The sequence below is a fragment of the Bombilactobacillus sp. ESL1094 genome (assembly GCF_058107425.1).
This window is the reverse complement of the sequence record NZ_JBYLUM010000001.1, coordinates 466704-486216: the sequence shown is the minus strand read 5'-3', so window position 1 is coordinate 486216 and position 19513 is coordinate 466704. Positions and strand designations below refer to the sequence as shown.

Sequence of the window (19513 nt, the reverse complement as noted above, 5' to 3'; positions counted from 1 at the left end):
GATGCTTAAAATGAATAAATTACAGTTAAACAATCGGACCTTTAATATCACTTGGTTAGCGATGTTAACGGCTTTGCAAGTCATTGTCGGTCGCATTCACTTAGGGCCAAGTTTTTTAAAAGTCGGTTTTGGTTTTGTGATTACTGCCTTAATTGGTTATTATTTTGGTCCCGCTAAGTCAACGTTAGCTGCCCTGATTGCCGATATTATCGCTAATACTATCTTTCCACCACAAGGTGGATTTTTTTGGGGCTTTACGTTGTCAGCTGTAGTCACTGGCTTTTTATATGGAATCAATTTGTATCATAATCAGCCCACTAGTCAACGCTTATTAATGACCACAATTGAAGTGACGCTCATTGTTAATTGGCTGTTAAATACTCTTTGGGTTTGCGTTTTGGGAAATTTAAATTTTGGTCAAATGTTATGGATTCGAGGAATAAAAGAATTTGTTTTTATTCCAATTCAAACAATTATTTTAGTTTTATTATTCAAATGGTTACAAAACCGTAATTTTACTGTTCATTAAGACAAAATTTGAAGTATAGTGAATTTAGAATAATTATAAGGATGTAATTTTGTAATGAAGATTTTAGCCATTGATACTTCTAATCAACCTTTAAGTGTGGCCAGTGCTTTAGATCATCAAGTCTTAGCACAGGTCAGTGAAACGAATTTAAAGTCACATAGTATTAAATTATTACCAGCTATTGATCAAGTAGTGAAAACAGCCGGTTGGCAACCTCAAGATTTAGATCGAATTGTTGTAGCACAAGGGCCTGGCTCATTTACAGGGCTTCGCATTGCTGTAACAACTGCTAAGATGTTAGCTTGGACCTTAAAGAAGGATTTAGTCGGCATTTCTGGTCTGCAGGTTTTAGCACAAAATGTGTCTGATTTTCAAGGAGTTATTGTTGCTTTAATGGATGCACGTAATTTAAATGTTTTTGCGGGTGTTTATCAGCAGCAATCTGGAAAACTTCAAGCGTTAGTGCAGGAAAGTCATATGCGCTTAATAGATTTGTTAAGTAACTTAAAGACATTAAAACAACCGATTATGATTGTGGGCCAGTTGACTAATGAAATGGTCGGGTTAATTAATGAGCAACTACCACAGGCACAAATTAAAAATGATGGCTTTCCACAAGCACAATCATTAGTTGATTTGGGATTGGCTCAATCACCGGTTTCAGATTTAGATAGTTTTGTTCCGAATTATCTGCGTCAAACGCAAGCCGAATTAGTCTGGCGGAAAGATCATCCTGATTTGGCTCAGCATCAGCAAGATTATGTACAAGATGTTTAAAAATATAATAAAAAATATCTGTAAGCAAGTGACCGGAGTGTTGGCAATTCTAAACCGGCTTTTGCTACAGTGTTTGATATAGCGCACCAAAAGCCAAAAGCTTGCGCTTAACTACAACTAAGACTTCAAGCCAAAAGACCGACTTAAGATCTTAGTTTAGGTTAATCCTCAGCTTTTAACCGGCTTTTGTTGCAGTGTTTGATATAGCGCACCCAGCAGCAGAAGCCTGCGTCTAGCTACGAATAAGTCCTCAAGTTTAAAAACCAAAACTTATGGCCTTATTCTAGGCTATACTCAACTTCTTATCGCTACTGGTTGCAGTATTTGAGAAGAGGTTAATGATGGATCAAGACGTATTGATTTTGGCATTTGAAAGTAGTTGCGACGAAACGAGTGTTGCAGTTATTAAAAATGGCCGGGAAATTTTATCAAATGTGATTGCGACACAGATTAAAAGTCATCAGCGTTTTGGCGGCGTGGTTCCCGAGGTTGCTAGTCGCCATCATGTTGAACAAATTATTCATTGCACAAAGTTGGCTTTAGCACAAGCTAAAGTAAATTATAAGGATTTGTCGGCGGTAGCTGTAACCTATGGTCCAGGATTAGTGGGCTCTTTATTAGTGGGCTTGATGGCGGCTAAAACGATTAGCTGGGCACATAATTTACCATTAATTGGTGTTAATCATTTGGCAGGACATATTTATGCAGCCAATTTAGTGAGTGAAATTAAGTATCCAGCGTTAGCTTTAGTGGTTTCTGGCGGGCACACAGAATTAGTTTATTTAACTGCACCAGGCGATTTTCAGATTTTGGGCGACACTCGTGATGATGCCGTTGGTGAGGCTTATGATAAAGTTGGTCGAATGTTGGGGGTTAATTATCCAGCTGGTAAAACCATTGACCAATGGGCTCACGAAGGCAAGCTTACTTATCAATTTCCGCGGGCAATGCTGAGCGAAGATAATCTAGACTTTAGTTTTAGTGGTATTAAAAGTGCCGTGATTAATACGATTCATCATGCTGATCAAATCGGTGAACAGATTAATAAAAAAGATATTGCTGCTAGTTTTCAAGCAGATGTCTTGGATATTTTGGTTACTAAAACTCAGCGCGCGTTACAAAAATATCCGACGCAGCAATTAATTGTTGCTGGCGGGGTAGCAGCTAATTCCGGTTTGCGCGAACGTTTGCAGACTGAAATTGATTCCAAAATTGAGTTAATTTTTCCACCATTACGCTTATGTGGCGATAATGCGGCAATGATTGGCGCTTTTGCGGATGTTAAATATCGAAAGCAAGATTTTAGTCCTTTAACACTGAATGCTGATCCAGGATTAGATTTTAGTTACGTTGGCGAATAATTAATTGCTTAAATTTCATTTAAAATGATTGTTTTTTAACAGTTGACAGCTATGATGACATAACTGTTAGCTGTTATTTTAGTTGGAGCAAACTTTGTGGGAAAATCAGTGATTGCTAAAATTTATTTTTAATGATAAACTAATTTAAATTTAATTATTAAGAAGAGATGATTAGAAATGACTGATCGTAATCAACAAATTTTGCAAGCAGAAAGTCAGGCCTTAGCCACAGCTTCACGAATTCAATATTTTAATTTAGTAATTAAAAAAGGAGAAGGGGCTATTTTAACAGATGAAAATGGCCACCAGTATATTGATCTATTAGCTAGTGCTTCGGCTACAAATACGGGGCATGCGCACCCGCACGTTGTGCAAGCTATTTGTGAACAAGCCCAAAATCTTATTGAATATACGCCAGCTTATTTTGCCAATCCCACTACCGCTCGACTAGCCCAACGCTTGGTTAAATTAGCGCCGATGAGTGGACCAGTAGAAGTTGCTTGGGGTAACTCTGGTTCAGATGCTAACGATGCAATTATTAAGTTTGCGCGCGCGTATACTAAAAGGCCATATATTGTCTGCTTTACGGGTGCTTATCATGGCTCTACTTACGGTTCAATGAGTGTTTCAAGTGTTAGTTTAAACATGGCCCGGAAAATGGGACCATTATTGCCAGATATCATTCGAGTACCTTATCCTGACAGCCACGAAAAGTTAGCTGGCGAAAGTGAAGCAGATTTTGTGCAACGGATGTTTCACGAATTTCAATTACCGTTCAATACTTATTTACCGGCTGAAGAGGTAGCCGCTATTTTGATTGAACCAATTCAAGGTGATGGTGGGATTGTAAAAGCCCCCCAGCAATATTTAGAATTAGTGGCCCAATTTGCGCATGATAATGGAATTTTATTAGCAATTGATGAAGTTAACCAAGGCATGGGAAGAACGGGTAAGTGGTGGTCAATTCAACATTTTGGGATTGAACCCGATTTAATGTCCATGGGCAAGTCGTTGGCTTCAGGCATGCCGTTAAGTGCTGTTTTAGGTCGAAAAGAAATCATGGAATCCTTAGCGGCTCCGGCTAATGTTTATACAACAGCTGGTAATCCAGTGGTGACTGCCGCGGCCAATGCAACAATTGATGTGATTGAACAGGAACATTTGGTGGAACGTTCGCACAATTTAGGTAAAATTGCGGAGCAATTCTTCCAAGAGGAGCAAGCCAAATATGACTTTATTGGAGAAGTACGGATGTATGGTTTAAATGGAGGGATTGATATTATTAATCCCCAAACCAAGCAGCCTGATGTTGAATTGACAACGAAGCTAATTACGCGAATTTTTGATTTAGGAGCGGTTATGATTAGTTTACGGGGAAATATTTTGCGTTTTCAGCCACCGCTAGTAATTACTGAAGAACAATTACAACAGGCTTTTCAGATCATTGACCAAGCTTGTCAAGATGTGGCTGCTGGTAAAGTGGAATTACCTAGTGGTGATCAACATATTGGCTGGTAATCAGCTCCAAATTACGAACAGTTGGTAATTAAGTCTCATTTTTTAGTGCATCCAAAAGTTATTTTTAACAAAAAATCCTAGCGATGATTGTTCTTAAACGAACATCAGCTAGGATTTTTTTAGTCAAGACTGAATATTTTGGCATTAACCTCTTTGCCGTTAATCTAGTAGTGCTTCCCATTGATTTTCGGCTGTTTCTTTTTGGTCAGTCAATGTAGTTAATTGTTCTTGTAAATCTTGTAATTTAGTGTAACTACTCAAATTTTCAGGGAGTAACATTTCCTGGTTAATTTGGTCAATTTGTTGATCCAATTGATCAATTTGAGTTTCCAAGGCTGCTAATTCTCGGTCTTTTTTACGTTGGGCGCGTTGCTGGGCCTTGGATTGTTGATAATCCTGTTGACCTTGACTGGTTGTTGAATGTTCCGCATTCTGGGCGCCAGTTTGCTGTTCTTGAAGGGCTAAATTCTCTTCTTTTTTAGCTAAATAATAATCGTAATTACCTAGATAGATGGTACTTTCTGCTGGTTGCAATTCGAGTAATTTGGTCGAAATTTCATTTAATAGGTAGCGATCGTGAGAAACAAATAAGACTGTGCCAGCGAAATTTTTTAAGGCTTTTTCAAGGATCTCTTTACTTTGGATGTCTAAATGGTTAGTTGGTTCATCCATAATTAATAAATTATTGTGCTCCAAGGCCAATTTACATAAAGTTAACCGTGCTTTTTCACCACCAGATAGATCTTGAACGGTACTAAAGACACTGTCTGCCTGAAATAAAAATGATCCTAAAACTGTTCGAATATCTTTTTCATCCATAGTCGGATTAGCATCCCAAATATCATGCAAGACATCTTTCGTAGAATCTAATTGGTTTAAAGTCTGATCATAATAGCCAACTTGGACGTTAGTGCCCCATTCGATACTACCTGCAAGCGGTGATAATTGCTTAATTAACGTTTTAATTAAGGTTGATTTGCCGACACCGTTAGGACCAATAATTCCCAAGCGCTCGCCTTTTTTGAGCTTAAAGGTAATTGCCTGATTTAATTGTTTATCCGGATATCCGGTTTGTAAATCTTTGACCTGTAAGACGTCATTGCCGCTATCTTTATGCACGGTAAATTGAAAATGGACATTGTTTGGTGTTCCTTGTGGGCGAGGTAGCCGCTCTAATTTTTCTAATTGCTTGCGGCGGCTTTGGGCACGTTTGGTGGTGGAAGCTCGAACGATATTTTTTTGAATAAAGTCTTCCGTTTTTTTAATTTCTTCTTGTTGTTTGTTATATGCTTTCCATGCTAAGTCCAAATCGTCAGCTCGTAATTTTAAATAACGTGAATAATTACCCGTGTAATGTTTTAAAGTACCATTTTCTAGCGCATAAATTTCCTTGACCGTATGGTCTAAAAAATATTGATCATGAGACACGATTAACAGTGCTCCGCGATAACTTTGTAAATATTTTTCGAGCCAATTTAAAGTATCAATGTCCAAATGATTAGTGGGTTCATCTAAAATTAATAAATCATGTTGTTCCAATAACATTTTGGCAAAAGCTAGGCGGGACTGTTCACCACCAGATAAGTGTAAAGCTGGTTCATCAAAGCGCTCAGCACTAAAACCAAAACCGGTTAGGACCGAACGAATTTCAGATCGGAAGCCGTAACCATTTTCATCTTTAAATTTTACTTGTAACTGGTCGTATTGTTGTAATAATTTTTGATAAGCAGGAGTGGCGCCTTGGCTACTCTGTTGTGCAATTTGCTGTTCCAAAGAACGTAATTGACGTTCATCTTGCTGCACTTTTTCAAATATCCGTTCCATTTCTTCATAAATAGTATTCCCGGATTGAAAGGTGGGATTCTGTGCTAAGTAACCGATACTTAAATTATTTTGATAAATCATATGTCCGGCGTCAGCGTCTTGTTCTTGATTGATGATTTTTAATAAAGTTGATTTACCAGCTCCGTTAGGTCCGACTAAACCAATTCGGGCTTGCTCGGCAATTTGAAAATTTAAATGGTTGAATAAAACATCGCTGCCGAAACGACGTTCAATATTTTGTCCTTGTACAATTAACAATTTTAAGCTCCTAAAGTTTAAATTACATTCGAATCTGGGGGCGGATGATGTTATCCGTTGTTAAAATTATGCACCAATTATTGCTTGATATTATAGATTAGTATCACTGTGTGAAAAGTTTGCGGAAACATAATTTTGGCTAATCGAATTCTAGTTAATCTTATTTTAACACGGCGTTAGTCAATAATGTTCGTTGAAACGGTAGCTAATGTTGAAACCAGCTTAAATTGTCATCTTGATCAATATTTGAAGTTATTTTTTCTGAAACAATCAGCGACAAAGTACACCTAAGGTAAGTGTACTTTTTTGAAGTTAATTTTTGAAGCCGGTTACATTATGATGAAAATGTAAAAGTTAAGGAGTGATCCGTTTGGCGCCAAAGCATTCACCAAAAACTATTACAAAAAGTATTATTCAATTTATTTTGTCAAAACCAGTTGTCCATTATCAAGATTTAATGGAATACACAGGCCTATCGCGCAAAACGGTAGCTAAATATTTGAAGCAAGTTGAGCAATTTGTCCAACCATACGGCGTTAAATTAGTTCGCAAAAAAGGCTATGGCATTTACTTTACAGGTTCTACCAAAGACTTGTTAAATTTATTTCCACCAATGAATCCTAACAATGATGCCGTGGAACGGCAAATTAATTTAGTCTCGTTCTTGGTCAAAGCCCAGCAACCAGTTTTGTTAGATGACTTGGCCGCCCATTTTTTTGTCAGTCGCAGTACCTTAGAGCGTGATTTGAGTTCTCTGAAACAAAATTATCATTTACAGTTTAGTACTTCTCAACAAGGCATTAGGCTCAATAATTCTGAAGCTGAATTACGCCATTTTCAGACACAAATTATTCAAATGTATTGGGGCGAAGAGATTAAGCAAAATCAAAGTACTGGTCGGCTCACCCGCAATTTTCAAGTCCCTCCAGCTTTGAGCCAGCTAGTTGACAAAAAAATTTTGGATCGAACGCAAAAGGTTTTAAATCAATTTTTACAAAAATTACCCGGTAATATTAGTGAATACCAGTATGAATCTTTATTGATTCATTTAGCGTTAGCGATTCAAAAAATTCAATCTCAAAAAGCACCACCAGCTACCAAAACAGTAGCTTCATTTGCAATATCTACTAATACCCAACGTTTGGTTGCGTTAGTGGAACAAGAATTTCACTGCCAGTTATCAACAGTAGAAATTAATAATTTAAATGTGCATATTGTAGCGATTGAAGAAGGCTATCTGCCTAGTCCAGCGAGTGAAAATTCTAATCAAGAGTTAGTGACTTGGTTACAGCAAGTTTTGGTTAACTATGATGACTTATTAATTCAAAACTTGACTTTGCATTTGCAACCGGCTTTGGTACGCATCAAAAATGGCATCAAAATTGACAATCCGTATCGTCATCAAGTGAAAGTTAATTTTCCCCAAGCCTTTGATCAAGCTCTGACTTTAGCAGATGCTATTTTTCAAAAATATCAAGTTCGCTTTCCCGAGGATGAAGTGGCCTATTTGTGTTTACATTTGGAATCATTTCGCGAGCGGCAGCAAAAAGAATTCCGTGAAGTTAGTGTCGTGATCGTTTGCAGTACCGGTTATGGAACTGCTGAATTAATTCGGCAAAAAATTCAGGATAAGTTACCGAAACTCAATGTAATTGGGACTTTATCGGTGACTGAGCTATTACGAAAACCTGTGAGTGCTGACATTATCTTAACAACGATTCCGCTTAAATTACAGACACAACAAGTAGTCATTCAAGTTAGTCCACTGTTAAATCAGCAAGAACTGCAGTTGTTACGCCAATTAAGCCAAAAGATTTGGCACGATAAATATTTGAAAGCAACTTTTTTGGATTTGGTGGCTAAACCAGCAATCATTGTTGATTCAACAGCACCAAGCCCCCAAATTGCTATTCAAGAAATTACGCAAGCTTTAGTGGCTAATCATTACGTGAAAGATACGATGCAAGAGTCAGCTTGGAAGCGAGAACAATTAGCTTCCACGGCTTTAGGAACTTACGCTATTCCCCATGGGGCTGCCGAACATGTTTTAAAACCGGTCATTGGTATTTTAACTTCTCAAAAAGGAATTTTGTGGGGTAAGGAAACGGTTTATGTAGTTTTCTTTATGGCGTTTAACGATACAGTCAAGGACAGTTTAGATGACATTTATGATTATTTCTACGATTTAACACAAAATGCTAAGCAAATGAAGCAGTTGAGAAATGCGCAAGATGTTGAAACGGTCGTTGAATGTTTGCAATATTCAACAGAAATAAAGGATGGATAAGGATGGATAAGATTTTGACGAAGAACCAAATTTTTTTAAATCAACCGCTACGTTCGCAAACTGAGGTGTTTCATTTTATTGCCCAAAAAGCAGTTAGTTTAGGCGTAGGTGACGACGAACAAGCAATTTATGAATCGCTACAGGAGCGTGAACAACAGGCTTCAACAGGATTGCAGGATGGGATTGCGATCCCCCACACGCTTTCTCAGGCGATTAAGCAATCAGCAATTTTGTTTATTCGGACCCAAAGTCCGTTATCAGAGTGGCAAACGATTGATGATCAACCAGTTCAACAAATCATTGTGATGTTAGCTCCTCCAGATGGTGCGCAGGAGCATTTACAATTATTAGCCAATCTGGCCACTTCATTAATTGATGCCCCAAAGCGCCAAGCACTGGTTGCTAGTCAAAGCGTTCAAGATGTTTATCAAATTTTAACTAATAATTAAAGCGAAAAGGAAGTAAAATTATGGATTTTGTAGCAATTACCTCTTGCCCCGCAGGTTTAGCCCATACCCCTATGGCTGCTAAAGCATTAGAGAAAGCCGCCCAAGAACTGCAGCTTTCAGCCAAGGTTGAACAACAAGGAGCTATGGGTCTCAAAAATGAAATCACGGAACAAGAAGCTCAAAGTGCGAAGTTCTTGTTAATTGGTTCTGACCAAAAAATTGAAAAAATGGATCGTTTTAAGGGGATTCCCACCGTTCGCGTGGATATCAATATGTGCATTAAAAAACCGAAGGCAGTAATTAACAAAGTGATGAAAGCAGTGGCTCAGAAAAAAGCTTAGTGACGCTTCAGAGGTGAAAATTATGAAAAAGTTATTATCACAGTGGAAAGGCTACTTAATGTCGGGGATTTCTTACATGTTACCCGTAGTTATTGGTGGTTCGCTAGTCGTGGCTGTACCTAAATTAATTGGTTTATTATTTGGCATTACAAGTTTTGATCATTATAAAACGGGTTTTTGGTTTTACATGGGTCAAATTGAGGCTGTTGGTTGGATTGGTGTCGGCTTAGTTAATCTTGTCTTGGCGGGTTATATTGCTTATGCCATTGGTGATAAGCCAGCTTTAGCTGCCGGTTTTATTGGTGGTTCCTTAGCTTCTAGTTCCAACATGGGGTTTTTAGGAGCATTGGTTGCTGGTTTTGCAGCTGGTTATACTGCTAAATGGTGCCATGACAAGATCCGTGTCAGTGCTAAATATGAATCCATTATGCCATTAGTAGTAGTACCACTTTTATCGACCATAGTCGTGGCGTTATTAATGGGTGTCTTATTGAAGCAACCATTGGCTTGGATTAATAGTTCTTTAGTCGCTTGGATTAAAGCAATGAGTAACAGCGGGGTCAGCGCGATGACTCTAGCGATCATTATGGGAGCGATGATTGGATCTGATTTAGGTGGTCCAATTAATAAAGCGGCTTGGATGGCTGGTAATGTGCTATTGGCAGAAAAAGTTTATACTCCGGCAATGATTGTAAATATTGCGATTGCTGGTATTCCTTTAGGCTATGCGTTTGCTACTTTGTTTTATAAAAAACGTTTTTCTAATGAATTATTGGATGCTGGACGTAGTGATTGGTTCATGGGGTTTATTGGTATTACTGAAGGGGCCATTCCGTTTACGTTAGTTAGTCCGTTAAAATTGATTCCCATTAATATGCTTGCTGGAGCAGTGGGCCCCGCACTTGCGATTTTATTAGGTGCTCAAGCTAAGATTCCACCAGTTGGTGGTATTTATGGTGCAGTAACAGTAACTAACTGGTGGGCATATCTAATTGGACTCTTTGCTTGTGCTTTGATTATTGGAATATTGGCGCCGTTAGCCGTTGATTTTAACCAAAATGATACGCCAGATGTTGATGGTGAAGCAGACGAAGAAGATATTAAGATTGAATTTGAATAAAAATATGGGAGTAAATAATATATGGTAACGGCACATTTTGTTAATCATACTCATTGGGATCGCGAATGGTATTTTACAACTCAAGATGCTCAAGTTCTCAGTGATCAATTATTCGGTGAGGTTTTAACAGAGTTAGAGCAACATCCAGAGGCTAACTTTACTTTCGATGGGCAATTATCGATTGTGGGGGAATATTTAACGATTCATCCAGAAGATCGACAGAGAATTAAGCAATTGGTTTCGCGCAAGCAATTATTTATTGGTCCTTGGTATACCCAAACAGATGCATTAATACCAGATAGTGAATCCATTATTCGTAATTTAGTGATTGGCATTATCGGCAGTCGCCAACTCTTTGGGCAGGCCATGATGATTGGCTATTTACCGGATACCTTTGGTTTTAATGCACAATTACCGATGCTATTAAATCAAGTCGGCATTCAAGATTTTATTTGCTGGCGGGGTACTAATTTTGCTCGACAAGTCGATTCAGTTTACTTTAAGTGGCAGGGCTTGGGAAATAACCAAGTTTATGCAGCTAACTTTCCCTTAGGTTATTATACGGGGCAAATTGATTTAAATTCGAAGCAGCATTTACAAGAGTTTGTCGAGCAAAGATTAGACCCAGGGATTGACCTAGAAGCTAAACATGGTCATAATGATCCCGTTTTAATTCCTTCGGGGATTGATCAGATGAATATTATTCATAATATTTCCCAGGTAATTCAACAATTAAATCAATATAGTAAACACCAAATAGTGTTGAGCAGTTATCCCCAATTTATGCAACAATTGCGCCACCAGGATTTACCTCAGTATCAAGGTGAATTACGTTATCCCACTTATTCACGGGTGCATCGGACGATTGGTTCAGTGCGCTCGCAGCTTAAACGTCAAAATTTCAAGTTAGAACAACAAATTTTACGTCGAGTTGAACCGATGCTGGTTATTGCCCAAGCTTGTGGAATCAAAGTGTCCAACGGATTAGTTTTAAAACTTTGGAAAAAGTTATTAAAGTGTCAACCACATGATACATTAGGCGGTAGTATTACGGATAACGTTGCTGTTGATGTTCAGCAACGTTTCAAAGAAGGTTTCGAACTTGCTGCCGGAATTGAAAATTATATTAAGAAGCGCTTAGCGCAACGTTTAAATCTGGATAGTAATCAATTGTTATTATTTAATACTTCACCACGGGTATTTGATGGTTATCAAGAAGTAGAATTTTTAACGACTAGTAAAAAAGTGAAATTTGCTGAACAATATCAAGCTGTTCTAGTTCGTGCAACTTATGTCCCTAAACGTGAGCACATTATGCAACAAACCGCCAAAGGTTTTGAATTTAAAGATGAACCGGGCTATTATCGATTGACGGTTCGGTTAAAGATGCACTACGAGGGATTAGGCTATCAGGTGGTTTCTTATCAAGTAGCTTCAACGGAGCTAGCAACTTTAGAAGATAGTTCATCTGTGTCCATTAACAATCAAAAGTGGCAAGTTCAATACACAGAAACAAGCTTTACTGCTCAAACGCAAGGTCACGTTTATCCACAGCTGTTAGAAATTTTAGATTCGGGTAATGATGGTGATACGTATGATTATTCGCCTTTACCGCAGGAACAAGAAGTCAGCTTGCCGTTAACTGGACAATGTCAAGTGCAGACTGCTCCTAATTTACAAACTATGACGGTTCAAGGTACTTGGCAGTTACCTAAATCTTTAGCTGAAAGGCAAAAGGACCATCCGCAATTAATTGACGTGAACTTCAAAATTATTTTAAGTTTAGCAACAAGTTCTTCGGTGTTAGATGGTCAATTAATTATTGACAACCAAGCTTTAGATCATCGCTTGAGATTAAAGATTAACACGGGTATCAAAAGTTCACAGGCGTGGGCGCAAATTCAAGGCGGTTTTCGAACCACTACTAATTTGCCTATTGCGGATAATTGGCAAGACGAGTTTGTTGAAAAACCGGTCAATCTTTACAACTTTGATAAAGTTGTGGGCATGTATGAGCCCAAGCAAGGTTTGTTTTTGTTAAGTGGCGGCATGAAAGAATACGAATTATTGAATCAAAGCTTTGCCGTCACTTTACTAGCCACTACGGGTCAATTAGGAAAACCCAATTTATTGTGGCGTCCCGGGCGAGCTTCGGGCGACACTACTAGTGTCGGTCATCAGATGACGCCAACACCACTAGCTGAAGAAATCGGCTTAAATCATTTTGCGTTTGGATTAGTGGCAGTTGCGGACTTAGACGAGAATCAGTTAGCACGGACTGCTGAAAATTGGTTGGCCCCCAATGTTAATTACCAGTTACAAAAACTGAATTTATTTGTCAATCGGTTAGACAATAAAATTTGGGATGTTGAATTTGATAAATCATTACCTCAGTTACCACGCCAAGCGACTTTCTTACGGTTGGATCCGGATGTAACGATTACGGCTCTCTACTGTGCTTATACAATTCAGAATGCGATTGTGGTTAGATTGAGTAATCAAGCGAATAAAACGGTTGCTTTAACGGAATTCTTAGCGGCTGGTTTTCAACGAACCAATGCGTTAGAAGAAGTTCAGTCTTTACAAGCAGACGCGCAACAACTAGCACCGTATGAGATGGCAACTTTTATCAAAATTAATGGTTAATTTTCAAGGTAATAACTTTGTGATTTTATTTACTTGACATTGTGATATTAAAAGGTAGATACTGAAAGTATCAATTATACTTGTTCACAAGGGGATATTAACCATGACAAAATACAAAATACCAAATGCTACTATTAAGCGCTTACCGTTGTATCATCGTTACTTTCAATTTTTAAATGATTCCAATACTAAAAAGATTTCCTCAACAGAATTAGCTAAAGCTGTTCAAGTGGATAGTGCGACGATTCGGCGTGATTTTTCTTACTTTGGTTCTTTAGGTAAGCGGGGTTACGGCTACGAAGTTGAACCAATGCTGGAATTTTTTAAAAAGTTACTTAACCAAAGTCAAACGACGAAAGTAGCGTTGGTCGGAGTAGGTAACTTAGGTAGTGCATTATTAAACTATAACTTTTCACAGACGAACAATATTAAGATTACGGCCGCTTTTGATCAGAATCCGGAATTAATCGGCCAAACTGTCAATGGTGTGCAAGTTTATGATGTCGATTCTTTAGAACAACGTTTAGCAGATGAACAGATTGATGTTGTGATTTTGTCAGTACCAGTCATCAGTGCACAAAAGGTCGCTGATGAACTGGTAGCAGCCAACGTCAAGGGTATTTTGAACTTTACGCCGTTAAGATTGGCAACTCCTAATTCTGTGCGCGTGCACAATGTTGATTTAGCGAATGAATTACAAACATTAATTTATTTCTTAGATAACTATAGTTAAATTAAATGTTTAACTTTTGATTCACCTTTTAGCTTGTAAGGCGAGAATTTTGCGGTAAGTTAGTAGTAATTTTGGTTGATTACGGCTGCTTTTATTAGGAGGTATTAGATGGAACCATTGTTTTTACAACCCGCTTTCCAAAAAAAAATTTGGGGTGGGCGTAAGCTACAAGAACGTTTTGGTTATCGCATACCTGATGGTCAAGTGGGAGAATGTTGGGCCATCTCTGCTCATCCTCATGGTTTATCAACTGTTAAAAATGGACCTTTTGCTGGGCAAGATTTAGCCCAACTATGGCAAAAACAACCAGAGCTGTTTGGTTACCCGCAAGGAAAAGTTTTCCCTTTATTGACTAAGATTTTAGATGCGGAAGCTAGTTTATCAGTTCAGGTGCATCCAGATAATGCTTATGCCCAAGCACATGAAGGTGAGCTAGGCAAAACGGAGTGTTGGTATATTATTGATGCCCAGCCTGGTGCCTATTTGATTTATGGACATAATGCGCAAACTAAGGCAGAATTACAAGCACTGATTGACTCGGGGGACTGGGAACATTTGCTCAAAAAAATGCCAGTCAAAACAGGAGATTTTGTTTTTGTGCCTAGTGGGTGTGTTCATGCGTTAAATCAAGGAATTATTGCCTTAGAAACACAACAAAGTAGTGATACTACTTATCGTTTGTATGATTATGATCGTATTGAACAAGCTACCGGTCAAAAACGCCAACTGCATTTAAAACAGGCTCTAGATACGATTACTGTTCCTTTCCAAACACCAAAACTTAATCAAGCGGTCCAGCAATTTGGTGCTAGTTCCATCACCACTTATGTGAAACCACCTGTTTCGCCATACTTTGCAGTGTGGGGCTTACAAGTGCAAAATGATGCTTTAAGTTTGCAACATCAGTTGGGTGCTTACACCTTATGTTCCGTGATTTCCGGAACGGGACAGCTAGTGATTGCTGGGAAAACCTACGAGTTACAGTTAGGTGATCACTTTATTATTCCGGCGCCAATTACTGCTTGGCAATTTCAAGGGGAAAATCTCCAAATAATTGCTTCCGAAGCAATTGACAAGGTCGATTAATATTCAAAAAAGAGTCGGGACAAAAAGTTTTGAGAAGTTAAACACAGATTTTTGACTTTTGAAGTCACTATCAGCGGAGAAGGTTTGTTTGATTTACGAAATTTTTTTGTTCCGACTTTTTAATACTTAATATGAGGTTGTGACAAAAGCAATTTAGCTGCTAGTTACAACCTCATTTTTAAATATTTAATTTAATATTTTTTGTAATACCGCATTTTAACTGCTTTTGACTTATCGGCAAATTATGCTAGTAATATACCTATCTAAATTAGATTGTGCTAAAATTTAAAACTGTATTAATTTAAGTCGAAAGAGGATTTATTGTGCATAATCTAACTGTCAAACGCTTTATGTATTTTTTACTGCAAGTACTTTTAGTGTGTTTAATTGCTTACGGATTTTATTTTGAATTTCAACTAGCTTTAACCGGTAGTTTGACACACGGCTATCATGAGATGTTCTGGGAAATTAAGAATAATCCTGTCGTCACGCGAATCAACTGGTTTTGCCTAGTAGTTATTATAACGATGCTAATTGCGCTGTTAGGTGATTATTGGTGGGGAATATCCCTGAGCGTCATTATTTTCAGTATTATTTTATATGTGGACTTTAATAAAATTATTTCACGTTCTGAACCATTGTTACCTAATGATTTAAACATGGCTGGTCAAGCTGGTGGTTTAATTAAAATGGTCAGTTGGCAATCATTATTACTTTTAGCCATTGGCATTGTATTACTACTTGTAGCGGCCTACCTGTTACACAAAGTTACCAAAGGCTTGTGGTTAAAAAATCATCGGGTGCTGTGGCCGTTGAGAATTGGCTTTTTGGTGTTAGCAATAATAGCTTTAAGCTTGTTCTCACAAGCAGGAAATACGCGCTCTTTTGCTTCTAAACAATTGGCGAAGCATAATATTACTAATGTTGATCGTTCACAATTGGCCAATTATCGTAATCGGGGTACTTTAATTGGTTTTGTCTTTAATGCCCATTCTACGCCAATGATTAAGCCTGCTAATTATAGCGCGGCGACTATGAAGCAAATTACTAAACGTTATCAAAAAGGTTTGGTTAAAGCCAATCAAGGGAAAAAAGTTGGGAAAGTTAACATTATTTATATTTTAAATGAATCTTTAACCAATCCTTTACGGACACAGAAATGGTATCCCCTTGTTGGCAATAAAAATCCGATGCCTTATATTTCTAAGATGATTACGAATCCAACGGTCCAACAAGCTGGGGGCTATATGGTGTCTCCTGGTTTTGGTGGGGGTACGGCTAATATTGAATTTGAAGCCAATACAGGTTTCTCCAATTACTTTTTAAACAATACGCCCTATCAGGATATTTTACCTAATAAAAAATATTTTCCGAGTGTCATGCATTATTTAAATGATGCTGGCTATAATTCACAGGCCTACCATCCTTATGCCGGCACTATGTATCGTAGAAATCAAGCTTATCCAGCGATCGGTATCCATAAATTCCAAGATCAATCGAAATTACAGCATTTAAAGAAGTCACCACATGGTTTGTATGATACAGATGCCTCCGCCTATCCGAACTTTTATGCACAACAAAAAAAGTCTAGTCGCCAATTTAGTTTGATGTTGACGATGCAAAACCATATGCCTTATCAAGCAGAAATAGGTCCCAAAAGTTCTTATCAACTCCAGAATAAAGTAGCCGGAGATGCTGATAAGACTAAAAAATTAGAAGCTTATCTTCAAGAAGTTCACGATTCGGATCAAGCATTTAAGCAATTAGTGCAACATTATCAACATGCTAAGCAAAAAACGTTAATTGTCATGTATGGCGATCATTATCCTGGTGATGGTATTTATGATGATCTCTTCAATCAGAATACCTTGTATTCTCATGCAACGCCGTTTGTGATGGCGGCTAATTTTCCTTTACAGACGCATCATTATAATTACTTCTCGCCCAACTATATGTCCTTACAGTTATTGCAACAACTTAACTATCCGCAAACCCCGTTTTATCAATTATTGGAACAATTACAACAGCAAGTTCCAGTTTTGACCAAACCACTACAAATTTCTGGTACGGGCCAACAGAATCGAACCAAAGTAAGCAACGATACGTATGCGTTAACTGCTAAAAATGTTCACGGCCCTAAAAATGCTAAGTGGGATCAATCACGAGTTTATAAAGATTATCGGTTATTAGAATATGATATGACTTATGGTAAAGCTTACGCTAAAAAGGATGGTATGTTTCAAATTCCTCGCTAGTCATAGCTGAATCGGGTCAACAATTTGAAAACTATTTTGCAAAATTAATTATCTAATAATTGCATACGTGTCTTGAAAGCTCTTTATGCTCCAAATTTGATAAATCAAGTGAGTCGTCCATTACGGGCGACTTTTTGATTAAAAAAAGCAAAGGAAGATTACTAGATTTTGAGCCAATTAATGTGTTTTCAAAGCAATCTGTGCTACTGTAAAAAAGTAAGTTTTCCGAATATTTTTAAACGGAAATACTTGCATCTGGAAAGGAACATGTTATTATAGAACTTGTATTAGCACTATATAAAGATGAGTGCTAAGAGTGCTAAAAATGTTTTTATTTGGAGGGATTACTTTGTTAAAGCCATTAGGTGATCGTATTCTGGTACAAGTTGATGAAGAAAAGGAACAAACAGTTGGTGGAATTGTTCTAGCCAATAATGCTAAAGAAAAGCCACAAGTTGGTGAAGTTATTGCTGTTGGCGCCGGTGAACGGACACCAGAAGGTAAAACAATTGAATTAAGCATTCAAAAAGGCGATAAAGTCTTATTTGATAAATATGCTGGTTCAGAAGTTAAGTATGACGGCCAAAAATATCTCGTAATGCATGAAAAAGATGTCATGGCAATTGTTGACTAATTTTTGTAATTAATTAGAAATTAAGAACATAAAGTATTAAATAATAATTGAGGTGGCTGAAAAATGACAAAAGAAATTAAATTTTCAGAAGACGCACGGGCTAAGATGCTTGAAGGCGTTAATAAATTAGCAGATACAGTAAAAACAACAATTGGACCTAAAGGTCGTAACGTTGTTTTGGAACAATCCTATGGTTCTCCAAATATTACCAACGATGGTGTAACTATCGCCAAAGATATTGAATTAGAAGATCATTTTGAAAATATGGGTGCTAAATTAGTTTCTGAAGTTGCTTCAAAGACTAATGATATTGCCGGTGACGGTACAACCACTGCGACAGTTTTAGCTCAAGCCATTATTCAAGAAGGCATGAAGAACGTAACTGCTGGTGCGAACCCTGTTGGTATTCGGACGGGAATTGAGAAGGCTACTGCTACTGCTGTCGATGAATTGCGAAAGATTTCTCACGAAGTTAGTGGTCGTGATCAAATTGCTCAAGTTGCCGCAGTTTCTTCTTCCAATCAACAAGTTGGTGAATTAATTGCCGATGCGATGGAAAAAGTTGGTCATGATGGTGTAATTACCATTGAAGAATCAAAGGGTATTGAAACAACTTCTGATGTTGTTGAAGGTATGCAATTTGATCGTGGTTACTTATCACAATACATGGTAACTGATAACGATAAAATGGAAGCCGATTTAGATAATCCATACATTTTAATTACTGATAAGAAGATTTCTAACATCCAAGATATTTTGCCATTATTACAATCAATCGTGCAACAAGGCAAAGCTTTATTGATTATTGCTGATGATGTTGATGGTGAAGCTTTACCAACATTGGTTTTGAACAAGGTTCGGGGCACGTTCAATGTTGTAGCTGTTAAAGCACCTGGTTTTGGCGATCGTCGTAAGGAACAATTAGAAGATATTGCGATCTTGACTGGTGGTACTGTCATTACAGCTGATTTAGGCTTAGAATTAAAAGACACAACCATTGATCAATTAGGTCAAGCAGGTCGTGTAACTGTTACTAAAGACAACACAACAATTGTCCAAGGTTCTGGTTCCAAAGATGCGATTGATGAACGGGTTGATTTAATTAAGAAGCAAGTTAGCGAAACAACTTCTGACTTTGACCGTGAAAAGTTACAAGAACGTTTAGCTAAATTAGCTGGTGGCGTTGGTGTGATTAAAGTTGGTGCCGCTACTGAAACTGAATTAAAAGAACGCAAATATCGGATTGAAGATGCTTTGAATGCTACGCGGGCCGCTGTTGAAGAAGGCTACGTTGCTGGTGGTGGTACAGCTTTGATGAATGTCATTCCAGCTGTTGCCAAATTAGCTGAAGGCGAAACTGGTGATGTGCAAACCGGTGTTAACATTGTTAAGCGGGCTTTAGAAGCACCAGTTCGGCAAATTGCCGAAAATGCCGGCAAAGAAGGCTCTGTTATTGTTGAACATTTGAAGGCACAAGATAATGAAGTTGGTTATAATGCTGCAACTGACAAGTGGGAAAATATGGTTGAGGCCGGAATTATTGACCCAACTAAAGTAACTCGCTCTGCTTTACAAAATGCAGCCAGCGTTTCGGCTTTGATTTTAACAACAGAGGCTGTTGTTGCTGATAAGCCTGAACCTGCTGCTCCTGCAGCACCAGCTGACCCTAATGCTGGTATGGGCGGTATGATGTAA

The 19513-nt window shown here is 38.0% G+C and carries 15 protein-coding genes; 14 read left to right on the top strand and 1 reads right to left on the bottom strand.

The annotated features are described in order from the left end of the window. Positions 1-10 precede the first annotated feature (10 nt). The 4 genes from AC3B5S_RS02595 to AC3B5S_RS02580 all read left to right on the top strand — a co-directional run bounded on the left by AC3B5S_RS02595 (position 11) and on the right by AC3B5S_RS02580 (position 4185). Complete coding sequence (locus AC3B5S_RS02595; protein ID WP_489790036.1) at positions 11-529, top strand: folate family ECF transporter S component; 519 nt, start codon at positions 11-13, stop codon at positions 527-529. A 54-nt stretch (positions 530-583) separates the two neighbouring features. After that, complete coding sequence (tsaB, locus tag AC3B5S_RS02590; protein ID WP_489774787.1) at positions 584-1306, top strand: tRNA (adenosine(37)-N6)-threonylcarbamoyltransferase complex dimerization subunit type 1 TsaB; 723 nt, start codon at positions 584-586, stop codon at positions 1304-1306. Positions 1307-1647: 341 nt separating this feature from the next. Next, complete coding sequence (gene tsaD, locus AC3B5S_RS02585) at positions 1648-2667, top strand: tRNA (adenosine(37)-N6)-threonylcarbamoyltransferase complex transferase subunit TsaD (protein ID WP_489790035.1); 1020 nt, start codon at positions 1648-1650, stop codon at positions 2665-2667. Positions 2668-2844: 177 nt separating this feature from the next. Then, positions 2845-4185, top strand: coding sequence for an aspartate aminotransferase family protein (locus AC3B5S_RS02580; RefSeq protein ID WP_489769171.1), 1341 nt, complete (start codon positions 2845-2847; stop codon positions 4183-4185). Between the two features lie 159 nt (positions 4186-4344). Here AC3B5S_RS02580 and AC3B5S_RS02575 read toward each other — a convergent pair whose 3' ends face one another. Beyond that, positions 4345-6267 carry an ABC-F family ATP-binding cassette domain-containing protein gene (locus tag AC3B5S_RS02575; RefSeq protein ID WP_489790034.1) on the bottom strand — a complete coding sequence of 641 codons (1923 nt, stop codon included), beginning with the start codon at positions 6265-6267 and terminating at the stop codon, positions 4345-4347. A gap of 361 nt (positions 6268-6628) precedes the next feature. Here AC3B5S_RS02575 and AC3B5S_RS02570 point away from each other — a divergent pair, with 361 nt between their 5' ends. The 10 genes from AC3B5S_RS02570 (at position 6629) to groL (ending at position 19513) form a co-directional block, all read left to right on the top strand. Beyond that, entirely contained in the window at positions 6629-8554 is a 1926-nt protein-coding gene (locus tag AC3B5S_RS02570) for a BglG family transcription antiterminator (protein ID WP_489769170.1), read from the top strand. Between the two features lie 2 nt (positions 8555-8556). After that, a complete protein-coding gene (locus AC3B5S_RS02565; RefSeq protein WP_489769169.1) occupies positions 8557-9003 on the top strand; it encodes a PTS sugar transporter subunit IIA in 447 nt (148 codons plus the stop codon). Positions 9004-9023: 20 nt separating this feature from the next. Then, on the top strand, positions 9024-9344 hold the full coding sequence (locus AC3B5S_RS02560) for a PTS fructose transporter subunit IIB (RefSeq protein WP_489757229.1): 321 nt from the start codon (positions 9024-9026) through the stop codon (positions 9342-9344). 22 nt (positions 9345-9366) lie between these two features. Further along, a complete protein-coding gene (locus AC3B5S_RS02555) occupies positions 9367-10464 on the top strand; it encodes a PTS fructose transporter subunit IIC (protein ID WP_489790033.1) in 1098 nt (365 codons plus the stop codon). Positions 10465-10485: 21 nt separating this feature from the next. Next, positions 10486-13110, top strand: coding sequence for a glycoside hydrolase family 38 N-terminal domain-containing protein (locus tag AC3B5S_RS02550; RefSeq protein WP_489790032.1), 2625 nt, complete (start codon positions 10486-10488; stop codon positions 13108-13110). A gap of 103 nt (positions 13111-13213) precedes the next feature. After that, positions 13214-13843 (top strand): redox-sensing transcriptional repressor Rex, encoded by a 630-nt coding sequence (locus AC3B5S_RS02545; protein ID WP_489757232.1) that lies wholly within the window; start codon positions 13214-13216, stop codon positions 13841-13843. 108 nt (positions 13844-13951) lie between these two features. After that, the gene (gene manA / locus AC3B5S_RS02540) at positions 13952-14929 is read left to right on the top strand and encodes a mannose-6-phosphate isomerase, class I (RefSeq protein WP_489769166.1); all 978 of its coding nucleotides are present in this window, start codon (positions 13952-13954) and stop codon (positions 14927-14929) included. A 323-nt stretch (positions 14930-15252) separates the two neighbouring features. Further along, a complete protein-coding gene (locus tag AC3B5S_RS02535) occupies positions 15253-17184 on the top strand; it encodes an LTA synthase family protein (protein ID WP_489757234.1) in 1932 nt (643 codons plus the stop codon). Between the two features lie 349 nt (positions 17185-17533). Then, positions 17534-17818, top strand: a complete 285-nt coding sequence (gene groES, locus AC3B5S_RS02530; RefSeq protein ID WP_489757708.1) for a co-chaperone GroES — start codon at positions 17534-17536, stop codon at positions 17816-17818. A gap of 63 nt (positions 17819-17881) precedes the next feature. Next, positions 17882-19513 (top strand): chaperonin GroEL, encoded by a 1632-nt coding sequence (gene groL / locus AC3B5S_RS02525; protein WP_489769165.1) that lies wholly within the window; start codon positions 17882-17884, stop codon positions 19511-19513.